Source organism: Bacillus sp. ISL-51 (assembly GCF_018613535.1).
Taxonomy (GTDB): domain Bacteria; phylum Bacillota; class Bacilli; order Bacillales; family Bacillaceae; genus Bacillus.
Map to the genome: position 1 here is coordinate 161,647 of NZ_JAGGQB010000004.1, position 13,578 is coordinate 175,224.

Consider the following 13,578-nt stretch of genomic DNA (forward strand, 5'->3'; position numbering starts at 1 on the left):
AAAGAAGGAATCTGTTTGAATACGAGTATCGAACCTAAACCATATAACCGCTCCGTCATTGTCGGAATTCTTTTGGCGGGCGCGTTTGTCGCCATTTTAAATCAGACGCTGTTAATCACGGCGCTGCCGCACATTATGACTGACTTCAATATTGACGCCAACAAAGCCCAATGGCTGACGACATCATTTATGCTGACAAACGGAATTTTAATACCGATTACCGCATTTTTAATTGAGAAATTCACGAGCCGCACCCTGCTGATTACCGCTATGAGTATTTTTACGGCGGGAACCATTGTCGGCGCCTTTGCCCCAAACTTTCCGGTGTTATTAACGGCGCGGATCATCCAAGCAGCCGGCGCCGGGATTATGTTGCCGCTTATGCAAACGGTATTTCTCACGATTTTTCCGATTGAAAAACGCGGCCGCGCCATGGGGATGGTCGGCTTGGTCATTTCATTTGCGCCGGCTATCGGCCCGACGCTTTCCGGGTGGGCTGTCGAAGCATTCTCTTGGAGATCTTTGTTTTATATCATCTTCCCGGTGGCGGTCATTGATTTAATCTTAGCGATTGTCCTGATGAAAAACGTGACGACATTAAGAGAAACACAGATTGATATTTTATCAGTCATCCTGTCTACCTTAGGGTTCGGCGGGCTGCTGTACGGTTTCTCAAGCGTCGGATCATACGGATGGGGCAGCTCCACAGTGCTGATCTCGCTTCTGGTCGGGGCTGCTGCGCTCATCTTATTTATCACAAGACAGATGAAACTCAAAAAACCGATGCTGGAATTCCGCGTGTTTTCCTTTGGGATTTTCAGCCTGACCACCTTGCTTGGTACGCTCGTTTTCGCTCTGCTGATCGGAACGGAAACCATTCTCCCGCTTTACACACAAAAGGTCAGAGGAGTATCGGCGTTTGATACGGGATTAATGCTGCTGCCGGGCGCGATTGTAATGGGTATGATGTCGCCGTTTATCGGCCGGATTTTTGACAGAATCGGCGGAAAAGGGCTGGCGATAGGCGGTTTCTTCATCATCCTGCTCACCTCTCTGCCGTTTATGAATCTGACTGATACGACGTCTCTCATTTGGATCGTCGTCGTTTATACCGCCCGCTTGCTGGGAACGGCGATGATTATGATGCCTGTGACGACAGCAGGGATTAACGCGCTGCCGCGCCACTTAATCCCGCACGGAACGGCCATGAACAATACCGTCCGACAAGTCGGCGGCTCTATCGGAACGGCGCTGCTCGTTTCCGTGATGAGCAATCAGGCGGCGCACGCAGATGCACACAGCCCGGCAAACGCCGCCCTGCACGGCATGAATGCCGCGTTTATCGTGGCCGCATGCATCGCGCTCGCAGGCTTCCTGCTATCCTTCACCTTGAAGAAAAAACCGCGTCCCGCCGAGCAGCAGCCGGTCACACGATAATAATTCATTTAAAACCAAAAGAACCCGATCACAGCTCTCGTGTGATCGGGTTCTTTTTTTACTTCTCGATTCCGTCTTTTACTTCTTTCACCATTTGCGCCATGGATTCCAGTCCGCCGCCGGATAAATACCAGACAGCTGAGTCAAGGTACACGACATGGTTATTTTTCACCGCGTTAACGGATTTTACATAATCGTTTTCAACCACTTGTTTTGTCGAAGAGGTTGTGCCGATCGCGGTTCCGCGGTCAACGACAAACATGTAGTCTGGATTTGTTTTGGCGATGTATTCATAAGAAATGCTTTGTCCGTGTAATGAGGCCTCAATATTCTTGTCAGCCGGTTTGACGCCGAATACGTCATGAATGAAGCCGTATCTTGATTTAGATCCGAACGCACTGATTTTACCGTCGTTCGCCATCACAACCAAACCGTTTTTATTCATTTTGCTTGTTTTTTTCTTCAGATCAGAAATGGATTGATCGATCTTCGCAACTTTATCTTTCACTTCGTTTTCTTTATTAAAGATTTTGCCGATGACTTCAGTATTGTGTTTGAATCTGTCAACGTAGTTTGTATAGTCATCATCAAGGTAAAGCGTCGGTGCGATTTTTGAAAACTCTTTGTAAGAATCAGATTGTCTGTGAGCAATAATGATTAAATCGGGATCAAGTTCTGCGACTTTCTCAAAATCCGGTTCCTTTAAGCTTCCGGTATTGGCGTATTTATCATCTTTGTATTTAGATAAGTATTTTGGCAGGCTTTGCTTCGGCAGCCCCGCTACATGGTCCTGTAAACCGAGTTCGTCCATTGTGTCAAGCATTCCGAGGTTGAACACAACAACCTTTTTCGGATTCTTCGGCACGTTGACTCCTTCTTTGTTCAGGTCATCCTTAATCGTGATTGTATCTTTTTTTGATTTGCCGGATGTTTTATCCGCGCTTCCGTTTCCGCACGCAGAAACAACGAAAACCGTTATGAGCGCTATGAATAGCAATGCGAATTTTTTCATTATCTTCACCCCATCTGTTATTAAGAAAAGTAAACACCGATCCGCTGACTGTCAATCTCTTGAATCGGAATGGTCATATCATAAATCTCTTCCAGCACGGAGGTCTCAATGATCTCCTCAGCAGGCCCTTCTTTTACGACACGGCCGTTTTTTAAGGCAACGATATGGTCTGAATATACCGATGCGAAGTTGATATCGTGAATCACTACGACGACCGTTTTTCCAAAGTCTTTCACAAGCCGCTTCAAAAGCTTCATCATTTCAACCGAGTGCTTCATATCCAAATTGTTCAGCGGCTCATCGAGAAAAATGTAATCCGTATCCTGGGCGATGATCATCGCGATAAACGCCCTTTGGCATTGTCCGCCGCTCAGCTGATCGAGGTATTTATCCTGAATATCGGCAAGCTTCATATAACCGATGGCTTGGTTAATATGCGTCCAATCTTCAGCCGTCAGCTTCCCCTGCGAATAGGGAAAACGGCCGAAGCTGACTAAGTCTTTAATGGTCAGCCGGATATTAATTTGGTTCGCCTGCTTCAGGATGCTGATTTTTTTAGCCAGTTCATTGCTTTTGCACGCCCCGATCTCCTGTCCGTCGACGGTGATTTCTCCCGAATCCGTCTTAATCAGCCGGCTCATGATAGACAGCAGCGTGCTTTTGCCGGCGCCGTTAGGACCGATAAACGAGGTGAGCCTGCCCTTTTGTATCACCAAAGACGTTTCCTCAAGGACAATCTTCCCTCCGTATTGTTTGCTTACATTTTTGACCTCTACCATGATTTATTCTCCTTTAACAGCAAGTAGATAAAATAAATCCCGCCGGCAAAATTAATAATGACGCTCAGCGTCGTGGAAAAGGTGAACACTTTCTCCACCACGAATTGGCCTCCGATAAGCGCGATCATACTGATCAGGACAGAGCCCGCGATTAAATACGTGTGCCTGTATGTTTTCAAAAACTCTCTCGCCAAATTGACGACGAGCAGCCCTAAAAACATGATCGGCCCGACAAGAGCCGTTGATACAGAAACAAGAATGGCGACTACGATGAGCATTTGTTTCACCAGCTTATCGTACTCGATTCCCAGATTGACGGCGTGCTCCCTTCCCAGCGACAGCACGTCAAAAAACCGCGTAAACCGCCAGACATAGATGCCGGTAAGAAGGAATATCAAGCCGGCAAAGCCTAAAAGATCCGTATTGATATTGTTAAAGCTGGCAAACAATTTGTCTTGAACCACCTGAAACTCATTCGGATCAATCAGCATCTGCATAAACGATGACAAGCTGTTGAACAAAGTCCCGAACACGACACCGACAAGAAGAAGGAAAAACACATTCCGCCCTTCCCCTTTAAACATGAGCTGATACAAAAGGAGAGATAACAGAACCATCAGCCCGACGGAGATGGCGAAATTCAGGTTCTTATTCATCATGACGATATTCATTGATCCAAACAGAAAAACAATGACGGTCTGAATGAGCATATACAAGGAATCAAGGCCTAAAATACCCGGTGTCAGGATGCGGTTATTCGTAATTGTCTGGAAGATCACCGTGGAAAACGCGATCGCTCCGCCCGTCAGCATCATGGCGAGCACTTTGAAGCAGCGTCTCGGCAGTGAATACTCCCAATTGCCCAGACCGTAAAACAAAAATAATCCGATACATAACATGGCGAGTGCCGCCAGCAGCGTAATTTTTTTATTATGACTCATATGCTTTTCTCCTTAACAGCATATACAGGAAGATGCCGCTGCCGATAACTCCGACCATCAGGCCGATTGAAATTTCGTACGGGAAAATAATCAATCTCCCCAATATATCGCAAAACAGCACAAAAACGGCGCCTAACAGAGCCGTATGAGGGAGGCTGCTCCTCAAATTATCTCCCTTGTAGATCGAAACCATATTGGGAATGATCAATCCGAGAAACGGCAGCATCCCGACGGTCAGAATCACGAGTGAGGCAATGAGCGACACGATGATCAGACCGATATTCACAACCCGTTTATACTTCAGGCCGAGGTTGACGGAAAAGCTCTCTCCCATCCCCGCCACGGTAAATTTATCCGCATAAACATAAGCAATGATCACAAGCGGAATGCTCAGGTATAAAAGCTCATACCTGCCTTTTACAACCAGCGAGAAATCCCCCTGCAGCCATGATGAGAGATTTTGAATCAAATCGTATTTATATGCGATAAATGTGGCGATTGAGCTGACAATATTCCCTAGCATTAAACCGACGAGAGGAATAAAAATCGTATTATTAAACTTGATTCTCTCGAGGATTTTCATAAAGAGGAAATTTCCTGCCAAAGCGAATATAAAAGCGATAAACATTTTCGTAAGCGGACTCGCTGAAGTAAACAGCATTAATGAGATTAAAATGCCGAGTCTAGCCCAATCCATTGTTCCCGCGGTTGTCGGCGAAACAAACTTATTTCGGCTGATCTGCTGCATAATTAATCCGCAGATGCTCAAGCTCATGCCGGCGATAATAATGCTCACCAGACGCGGCAGACGGCTGTCAAATAATGTACCGGCCTGTTCTTTATTTAAATGAAATACATCCAGCGGCGACAGATCTTCTACTCCGATAAAGGTAGAAGCAACCGCCAATACCGCCAGTAACAAAAGTAAGTAACGTAGCTTCATGCTGCCTCCCTGCACCCTTCTCAAACGGTAAGACCCCTTGTACGGCAACTCCGATACAGCCCGACTCGTAATGATTATCATTATCAACTGCAATTACAATCTTATCATCTTTCCGGGCATAGTCAATATGGTTTTGCGTGCACAAACGGTCTTCCCGGGTTCGTACATTAACTGTTTTACAATAAGTCTATCAATAATTTGCAGGATTTTCTATAACCATTGTTTGGACAGTTATCATATTTTCCAAATACATGCCCACTTGTCAGGAAGTAAATCTGACAAACAACGCTGATATTCCTTTCTGTAAATACAAATGTTCACCCAGTATAGAAAAACCCCTTGATTTACACGAATGAAAGAGAGATAATAAAAATTAAATTTGTGAGAAAATTTAAACATTAGGGGATGTAAAATGATGAAAGTTGTAAAATTCGGAGGCAGCTCCCTCGCGTCAGGGGCACAGCTTGAAAAGGTGTTTCACATCGTGACGGCTGATCCGTCACGAAAAGCAGTAGTCGTCTCGGCGCCGGGAAAGCGCTTCTCGAACGATACAAAGGTGACGGATCTGTTGATCGCCTGTGCAGAGCATTACTTGCAGAAAGGAAAAGCGCCCGAACTTGCTGAAGCGGTCATCGAACGGTACGCAAGCATCGCGCGTGAGCTGAACTTGGATTCCTCTATTATTGAAAGAATCCGCGATGACTTGTTCACGCTCTTAAACGGCGATAAAAGCAATCCCGAACAGTATATGGACGCGGTTAAAGCGAGCGGCGAGGATAACAATGCGAAGCTGGTCGCGGCATACTTCAGGCATCAGGGGGTTAAAGCGGAATATGTCAGCCCTAAGGAAGCCGGGCTGTTTGTGACGAATGAGCCGGGCAACGCGCAGGTGCTTCCTGAAGCCTATGATCATTTGTACCGCCTGCGAAATCGTGAAGGCCTGATCATTTTCCCGGGATTTTTCGGATACAGCAAAGAAGGCTGCGTCCTGACCTTTTCCCGGAGCGGCTCTGATATCACCGGCTCTATTCTCGCAAACGGATTAAAAGCCGACCTGTACGAGAATTTCACGGACGTGGACGCCGTCTATTCCGTCAACCCGTCGATCGTTCAAAATCCGAAAGAAATCAATGAACTGACATATCGGGAATTGCGCGAGCTTTCGTATGCCGGCTTCTCCGTCTTTCATGATGAGGCGCTCATTCCCGCATTTCGGGCAGGCATTCCCGTTCAGATTAAAAATACGAACAACCCGGACGCGAAGGGAACCCGTGTCGTCAGCAGACGCGATCATACAAACGGACCTGTCATCGGCATCGCAAGCGACACGGGCTTTTGCAGCATGTACATAAGCAAATATTTAATGAACAGAGAAATCGGTTTCGGACGCAAAGCCCTTCAGATTTTAGAGGATGAGGGTTTAACGTATGAACACGTGCCGTCTGGGATTGATGACATCACGATTATTCTCAGGCACAATCAAATGGACCCTGCATTGGAACAAAGGCTTGTCGCAAGGCTGAAACAAGAGCTTCAGGCCGATGAAGTCACCGTCCGGCACCATTTGGCGCTGATTATGGTCGTCGGTGAAGCGATGCGCCATAATGTCGGCACAACGGCAAGGGCATCAAAAGCGTTATCAGAAGCGAACATCAACATTGAGATGATTAATCAAGGCTCTTCTGAGGTGAGCATGATGTTCGGCGTCAAGGAAGAGCAGGAAAAACGGGCGGTTCAGGCGCTGTATGAAGAATTTTTCGCAGGAGTCTTAATCTCATAGGAAACCGCCTCTTTTTTTCTCTGTCCACTATTATCCCTTACAGAATAGCTTCACTCACATATAGTATGGTATAGACAATATGGAGGTGAAGCTAATGTCAGGATATCACAATTCTTTCGCGTTGATTGTTGTGTTGTTTATCCTATTAGTAATTGTGGGAACTGCCTTTGTAGGCGGTTTCTAAAATCACTCCGTCTATTGGAGGCGCTGCGGGAAATTATCCTGCGGCGTCTTCTTTTTTGTTTTCTTATGCGGCTTTGGTTCCTCTCTGCCTCTGCAAACAATTTCCATTCCGAAGAGCTATACATGCTGTTTTTATGGTAATATTCAGTGAATAATTGGAATGGAGGAAGTTTTTTGGCGAAAAACAGTGGGGATTCAGATATGTTTAAACAGGCTGTAAAGGGACTTTGTAAAATAAACAATATTTCTCCCCGGAAACCCAGATTTGAAATCACTGATAACATCGTATCTATTAGTATCAAGAACCATTTAAAAGATGGAATAGACTTAGAGTGTTTTAAAATTTTAAACTTTATTTACCGGATCACTGGACGTTCAGGGTTGAAATTCACTCAGCAATTATACCTTTACCCAAATTCAGAAAGAGTGGCTAGAGTAACTGTCTCTTTTGACAAAGAGGATTATGATACATTCAATCTAAAAATGAAAGATGGGAACTTTAGTAACTAAAAGCATTTCAAGGAAGAATATAAAAAAGACTGCCGAGATTGTTCCCAGGCAGTCCGTCCCTTTGTAGGGGGCTTTTCTTCTTACGTCATTCCTCTTTCTGCTACATGGAATTCAGCCTGGTCAGTTTGGCTTACTCCTGCAGCTGTAAAGATCGCGGCGGCCGCTAAACAAATGACAAACCATTTAGATTTCAATTTCATACAAACCCTCACTCCTTTGTATTTGTTTTCTTGCCTCTTCGACTTTGAGAAAATAGTAAGAAGACATCTCAAAGCATTTTTGTTCATAGTAATATTTAGCTGCTTCTAGTGCTAAATCCTCTATATCGGCGTACAAATTTTTATTTGCTAGGTAGCGAAAACAGGTGTTGATTTTTTCTTCGTCCGGTTTCGCCTGATACAGAGCGTGCAGCCATTCGAATTTTACCGCGTAATCGGGATCGTCTGTTTCTTTAGCATATTCATAACCCCGTTTGTGATATTCCGCCGCTTTTGCATTTTTTCCGAGTTTAAAGTAAATTTGTGTGATTAGAAAGTAAGCTTGAGGAAGTGAATTGACGATTCTGTGTGATTCAAATGTATCAACCGCTTGTTCAAAGTACGGGATGGCGGAATCAATGCGGTCTTGATTGTAATAACATAATCCGAGGTTATACAGCGCTCTTCCGACCAGCTGCGCTTTTTCTTCTTTTTCGGCCATTTTTAAAGCGTGTTCAAAATGCTTCGCCGCTTGTTCAAAGCGCCTTTCATCCATCAAATTGACGCCGAACACGAAATGGCATTGGATGATTCTCACATGATATGTGTCCTGCTCCACATAAATTTCATAAGCGTTTTTAATATGTATCAGGGAAAAATACGTTTGCTTCATATAATAATACGCTTCGGCCACTTTAAAATAAAACTCTGCCCTTTCCACATGGTCCGACACGAAGGCCAGCTTTTTTTCAGCCTGTTTATAATAAGTAATTGCCGATATAAATTCTCTTTTATCAAATTCAAACATGCCTCTGAAGAAATTGACGTAATAATCCAGAAGCCCTTTCAGGCCGGCCTGGCTGTTATCAATGTTGTCTAAGATTTCTGATAGGCTCGGCTGATCTTCAATCTTCAGTTTTTCCAGCGGCTCCAGATAGTCCAGCATCAGCTGATGACGAAATTCCATGAGTGAGTAATAAAGCACCAAGTTGGAATCTGGCTCCATATGGTCAAGTTCTTGTTTGATCTCGGCTTTCAAAATCTCTGCATCCGGCACGCTGAATGTTCTTATGTATTGATACCACTCGTTAATCTTCTGCCCGACTGCTGAAGAAGGAATTAACCCGCTCTTCATTCCTTCACCCTCCCCATCCAAGACCTGTTTAACAGTTATTTTATCACGTTTCCGTGTCTTTCCATCCCGAAAAACACGCAAACTTTGTTTCGGCAGAGCGCAATTGCCGAAGTCAAAATGAAACAAACGGCAGCCATTTTAGGCCGCCGATTTGATGCTTATTCAGTTTTCGTATTCAACGGAAGGCGGATTTTAAAGGCCGTGCCTTTTCCTTTTTCGCTTTCAATGTCTATCGTGCCTTTATGCAATTCGACGAGCTGTTTGACAATGGACAGGCCGAGGCCGTATTCGCCGTAAGCCGTGTTCGTTCTGGAGACGTCCGCCTTGTAGAATCGTTCCCATATGTGCTCGATTTCCTCTTTGGAAATGCCGATTCCTGTGTCTTTAATTTCGATAATCGTTTCTTTATAGCCTTCATAACCGCGCAGCCGGATTTCTCCGTTTTGCGTAAATTGAATGCTGTTTTTCGTAATGTTGACGAGGATTTGGATGAGCCTGTCATAATCGGCATACACTTTTATCCCGTCATCCACTTGAATCAGCAGCTTGTTTTGTTTCTCTTCGGCCTGCTGATTGAGATGCTCTTTAATAATTTCAAACACCTCGATAAGCGGCACACTCAGCTTGTCCAGCTTGATCTGCTGGGATCTGATTTTTTCATAATCCAGGTTTTCCTTCACGAGCCGCAGCATCCGCTTCGTCTCTTCACTGATCAGCGAGAAGCACTTCTCTTTATCCTTTTCGGGAATGGCATTGCTGTTCAGCCCTTCCACCAATCCGTTAATGGTCGTAAGCGGGGTTCTCAGTTCGTGCGAGACATCCGCGATAAACTGGCGCCTCCGCTTTTCAAGGCGGTCAATCTGCTCTCGTGACTGCTTTAAATTCTTCGCCATAATATTAAAATCAGATGCCAGCATGCCGATTTCATCCCTGCCGCTGCTCTTGAGGGAAATGTCGTAATCGCCGGACGCCACTTTTCCGGTCGCGTCACGCAATGTCTGAATCCGTCTGACGTGAAACTTAGACAGCAGCCAGCTTAACAAAATGGTGATGATCAGCGTGCCGATGATCGCGTAAAACATATAGCGGTTGACCTGGCCGATCATCTGCTCAACTCCCCTGACAGGAGAAACCAGCAGCACGGCGCCTTTAAATTGTTGGCTGATGAAAATGGGCTTTGCGACCAATGATACCTCTAAGCCTTCGTTGTTGAAACGATTCATTTCCGCTCTGATTTGAACGGTTTTCCCTTGTTTCAGCATTTGCCATTCTTTACGCTTCAGCTTTTCATGCGGCGGCATATCATCCGGGAAAAAGTAAGGCCGCTGCTTTTCATCAAAAATGATAAACCGTGTCTCCCTCGTTTTTAAAATGTCCTGATACGGATACAAACGCCGCAAATCCAGATCCCGCCCGTCAAGCTCCATGGTGATCTGCCGCGCGTAGGAGGACAGTTCATCCACTTTATTTTGATAGGCAAAATCCTTCACAAAGTGCGAAAACAAAGAAATGATAATGAGAAATGCCAAAATCAAAATGCTGACATGGCTCAAAAGGAGCTGGTATAAGTATTTAATCCTCATCAAATTTATATCCTACCCCCCACACCGTGTATAAAAACGGTTTTTCCTCACTGGACAGCTTTTTGCGCAGCCGTTTAATATGAACATCAACCGTACGCTCATCACCGTAAAATTGATAGCCCCACACCTGTTCGAGCAATTGCTCTCTTGAAAAGACCTGGCGCGGGTTTTGCACGAGATAAAAGAGCAGGTCGAATTCCTTCGGCGTCAGGTTCTCAACAGGAACTCCGTGCAGAAATACTTCTCTGGTTTTCTTATTGATCGTAAAGCATGCGGTCTCGATCATGTCGTCGCTTTTGACCGCCTGCCCCGTTGCCCGGTACCTTCTGATGACTGCTTTAATCCGCGCGACCAATGTCAGCGGGCTGAACGGCTTGGTGACATAGTCGTCCGCCCCCATTTCAAATCCGATGACCTGGTCGGACTCTGTATCTTTCGCCGTCAGCATAATAATCGGCACACTGCTCGTCTCTCTTATTTTCCGGCAGATCGTCACTCCGTCCATGGATGGGAGCATGATATCGAGTATGATCAAATCCCATTCGCCTTCCGTAAACCGCTGATATCCTTCCTGCCCGTCATGGACAAATTCCGCTTCGAAACCTTCTTTAAAAAAGAACATTTCTGTCATGGTGCACACGCTTATATTATCTTCTACCATTAATATTTTCATTGTATCCTCCGCTTGTCTTGACGCTTTTTCTTATAATAGCATCATTTCACCCGGATGTTTTCGCGATTCACAATTGTTAGTTTTTATTTCATCGCCCGGAAATAGTTTGTTCATATTTTTTTCATACTTTTCTCCTACTATATACGTATCGGATTACCGGTGCTAAAGATGGCCGGTTTTACAAGATCTGACACCTATACGGAGGAACAGACATGAACTTTATCAAAAGAGCCTTTTGGAGCATGAAGGCAAAAAAGGGAAAGACATTTTTGCAGGCAGTCGTGTTTTCGGTGATTTGCATTTTTGTGCTGTCCGGGCTTACCATCCAGTCGGCGGCAAAGAAATCAAGCGAGCTGGCAAGACAGCAGCTTGGCGGGAGCGTCACACTCCAGGTTGACCGCCAAAAGCAAATGGCACAGCAGCAAAACAAAGGGGAGAAGCGCACATTTGAATCGACGCCGATTTCTGTATCGGACGCAAACAAGCTTACAGCCTTACAGCATGTCAAAAACTATAACTTTCTCACAACTGCCTCAGCGAACGCAGAGAGTTTTGAAGCGATTGAAAGCTCCGATACCGGTTCCGGCGGCAGCCGTTTTCAGGGCGGCGGAAGACAAATGATGTCAGCGGATATTTCAGTCGAGGGCGTACTCAGCACAGCGCTGCTTGATGACTTCACCGGCAAAAGCTCAAAAATCACCGAAGGCCGCGCCATCACAAAGACGGACATAGGCACTAAGACCGCAGTCATCAATGAAACACTGGCAAATCAAAACAAGCTAAAAGTCGGCGATTCCATCACTGTTTCATCAGCTTCAAATGAATCAGCGACGGTCAAGCTTAAAATTATAGGCTTATATAAAACGACATCCTCAGGAGATGATCAGGCACAGCATTTTTCATTCTTAAATCCTGACAACAAAATCTACACGCCTTACACTGCGGCAGCGGCTTTGAAAGGCTCTGATTACAAAAATAAAATCAATTCGGCCGTTTATTATATGGATGATGCCAAATATATTGGTTCATTTGTTGCCGCGGCGAAAAAAACATCCATCGATTTTAAAACGTACACGCTTACTGCAAATGACCAGGTATACCAGCGGATGGTTGGCCCGATTGAAAATGCGGCGTCATTTTCTAAAAATGTGGTGTATCTCGTGTCCATCGCAGGCGCGGTCATTCTCGGTTTAATCGTGATGATGTCAATCAGGGAACGCAAGTATGAAATGGGCGTCTTAATGGCGATCGGCGAAAAACGCTGGAAGCTCATCGGACAGTTTTTAACGGAAATTCTGATCGTCGCCGTAATCGCTATCGGCATCGCGGCCGTGACGGGCAGCCTGATCGCCAATCAGCTAGGAAACCAGCTTCTTTCGCAGAAGATCAGCTCATCAAACGATACACAGCAAGCGGCAGGCGGCTGGGGCGAAATATCACGGGGAGTCGGTATGTTCGGCCATCATTCATCAAGTACGGACGTCATCAGTTCCATCCAAGTGAACGTCTCGCTGAATGACCTTTTGATTCTGGGCGGAATCGGCATCGGCATCGGCATTATTGCCACAGTATTGCCGTCTGTATCAATCATGCGGCTTCACCCTAAAACCATCCTGACCAAGCAGGAGTAAAAGGAGGCGGCGTAATGAGCCTATTAACCTTTCAACAGGCCGGCTATTGGTATCAAGACAAATCACAGCCGCTGTTTCAGCATATTAATATCAGCTTTGAAAAAGGAAAGTTTTATACAATTGTCGGCGCCTCCGGAACGGGGAAAACAACATTTTTGTCTCTGGCAGGCGGCCTTGATACACCTAAAGAGGGAAGCATTCTTTATAACGGAACAGCCATTTCCAAAATCGGATTAACGAATTTCAGAAATCAATACGTTTCTATCGTCTTTCAATCTTATAATCTGATTCCGTATATGACGGCGCTCCAAAATGTCACAACGGCAATGGAGATTACCGGGTCTAAGGAAAAAAACAAAGACGCGTTCGCGCTCAGTATGCTAAAAAGAGTCGGCATCACGGAACAGCAGGCGCGGCAGCGGGTGCTGACATTAAGCGGCGGACAGCAGCAGCGGGTTTCGATTGCGCGGGCGTTCTGCTGTGATACGGATTTGATTTACGCGGATGAACCGACGGGAAATCTTGATGAGGATACGTCAAAGGAAATTGTCCGGCTCTTTCAGGAATTGGCTCACAAAGGCGATAAATGCGTCATTATGGTCACGCATGACGAACAAATTGCCAAAGTATCCGATATCAATATCCGATTATCCAGAGGAAGTTTCACAGTGAAGGAAAACGGCACGGCTGTTTCCTAAAAACCGCGCCCCTGCCAGCGCAGACAGGGGCGCATCCTATATCCCCCTATTCAATAGAAGTGAACGTAAAAAGAGC

At 45.5% G+C, this 13,578-nt stretch carries 14 protein-coding genes; 6 read left to right on the plus strand and 8 right to left on the minus strand.

Annotated features, from left to right (window positions below; translation table 11 throughout):
* Nucleotides 1-15: 15 nt before the first annotated feature.
* Nucleotides 16-1,437, plus strand: coding sequence for an MDR family MFS transporter (locus J7E26_RS04565; RefSeq protein WP_214801778.1), 1,422 nt, complete (start codon nucleotides 16-18; stop codon nucleotides 1,435-1,437).
* 58 nt (nucleotides 1,438-1,495) lie between these two features.
* On the opposite strand, the gene J7E26_RS04570 is transcribed toward J7E26_RS04565, so the two are convergent.
* Genes J7E26_RS04570 through J7E26_RS04585 form a run of 4 tightly spaced genes read right to left on the minus strand, consistent with a single transcriptional unit; the run spans nucleotide 1,496 to nucleotide 5,112 of the window.
* Entirely contained in the window at nucleotides 1,496-2,449 is a 954-nt protein-coding gene (locus J7E26_RS04570) for a siderophore ABC transporter substrate-binding protein (protein ID WP_214801783.1), read from the minus strand.
* Nucleotides 2,450-2,469: 20 nt separating this feature from the next.
* The gene (locus J7E26_RS04575; protein ID WP_214801786.1) at nucleotides 2,470-3,228 is read right to left on the minus strand and encodes an iron ABC transporter ATP-binding protein; all 759 of its coding nucleotides are present in this window, start codon (nucleotides 3,226-3,228) and stop codon (nucleotides 2,470-2,472) included.
* Nucleotides 3,222-4,169: an iron chelate uptake ABC transporter family permease subunit gene (locus J7E26_RS04580; RefSeq protein WP_214801789.1), complete on the minus strand. Its 948-nt coding sequence runs from the start codon at nucleotides 4,167-4,169 to the stop codon at nucleotides 3,222-3,224. Before J7E26_RS04580 ends, J7E26_RS04575 begins: the two co-directional genes overlap by 7 nt.
* Nucleotides 4,159-5,112 (minus strand): ABC transporter permease, encoded by a 954-nt coding sequence (locus J7E26_RS04585; RefSeq protein WP_214801793.1) that lies wholly within the window; start codon nucleotides 5,110-5,112, stop codon nucleotides 4,159-4,161. Before J7E26_RS04585 ends, J7E26_RS04580 begins: the two co-directional genes overlap by 11 nt.
* A 415-nt stretch (nucleotides 5,113-5,527) precedes the next feature.
* Here J7E26_RS04585 and J7E26_RS04590 point away from each other — a divergent pair, with 415 nt between their 5' ends.
* The 3 genes from J7E26_RS04590 to J7E26_RS04600 all read left to right on the plus strand — a co-directional run bounded on the left by J7E26_RS04590 (nucleotide 5,528) and on the right by J7E26_RS04600 (nucleotide 7,585).
* Nucleotides 5,528-6,892 carry an aspartate kinase gene (locus tag J7E26_RS04590; RefSeq protein WP_214801919.1) on the plus strand — a complete coding sequence of 455 codons (1,365 nt, stop codon included), beginning with the start codon at nucleotides 5,528-5,530 and terminating at the stop codon, nucleotides 6,890-6,892.
* A gap of 94 nt (nucleotides 6,893-6,986) precedes the next feature.
* Entirely contained in the window at nucleotides 6,987-7,076 is a 90-nt protein-coding gene (locus tag J7E26_RS04595; RefSeq protein ID WP_285288994.1) for a YjcZ family sporulation protein, read from the plus strand.
* A gap of 173 nt (nucleotides 7,077-7,249) precedes the next feature.
* On the plus strand, nucleotides 7,250-7,585 hold the full coding sequence (locus J7E26_RS04600) for a hypothetical protein (RefSeq protein ID WP_214801797.1): 336 nt from the start codon (nucleotides 7,250-7,252) through the stop codon (nucleotides 7,583-7,585).
* A gap of 80 nt (nucleotides 7,586-7,665) precedes the next feature.
* On the opposite strand, the gene phrC is transcribed toward J7E26_RS04600, so the two are convergent.
* From phrC to yclJ, 4 genes are all read right to left on the minus strand, one after another.
* The gene (gene phrC, locus J7E26_RS04605; RefSeq protein ID WP_013351005.1) at nucleotides 7,666-7,785 is read right to left on the minus strand and encodes a phosphatase RapC inhibitor PhrC; all 120 of its coding nucleotides are present in this window, start codon (nucleotides 7,783-7,785) and stop codon (nucleotides 7,666-7,668) included.
* Nucleotides 7,769-8,917, minus strand: coding sequence for a response regulator aspartate phosphatase (locus J7E26_RS04610; RefSeq protein ID WP_214801800.1), 1,149 nt, complete (start codon nucleotides 8,915-8,917; stop codon nucleotides 7,769-7,771). The genes phrC and J7E26_RS04610 overlap by 17 nt, the downstream gene beginning before the upstream one ends.
* A 158-nt stretch (nucleotides 8,918-9,075) precedes the next feature.
* Nucleotides 9,076-10,503: a two-component system sensor histidine kinase YclK gene (yclK, locus tag J7E26_RS04615; RefSeq protein ID WP_214801802.1), complete on the minus strand. Its 1,428-nt coding sequence runs from the start codon at nucleotides 10,501-10,503 to the stop codon at nucleotides 9,076-9,078.
* Nucleotides 10,490-11,173, minus strand: coding sequence for a two-component system response regulator YclJ (yclJ, locus tag J7E26_RS04620; RefSeq protein WP_214801804.1), 684 nt, complete (start codon nucleotides 11,171-11,173; stop codon nucleotides 10,490-10,492). Before yclJ ends, yclK begins: the two co-directional genes overlap by 14 nt.
* A gap of 212 nt (nucleotides 11,174-11,385) precedes the next feature.
* On the opposite strand from yclJ, the gene J7E26_RS04625 reads away from it, so the two are divergent.
* Together J7E26_RS04625 and J7E26_RS04630 are read left to right on the plus strand one after the other, a co-directional pair.
* Complete coding sequence (locus J7E26_RS04625) at nucleotides 11,386-12,804, plus strand: ABC transporter permease (RefSeq protein ID WP_214801806.1); 1,419 nt, start codon at nucleotides 11,386-11,388, stop codon at nucleotides 12,802-12,804.
* A gap of 14 nt (nucleotides 12,805-12,818) precedes the next feature.
* Entirely contained in the window at nucleotides 12,819-13,502 is a 684-nt protein-coding gene (locus J7E26_RS04630) for an ABC transporter ATP-binding protein (protein WP_214801809.1), read from the plus strand.
* Nucleotides 13,503-13,578 lie beyond the last annotated feature (76 nt).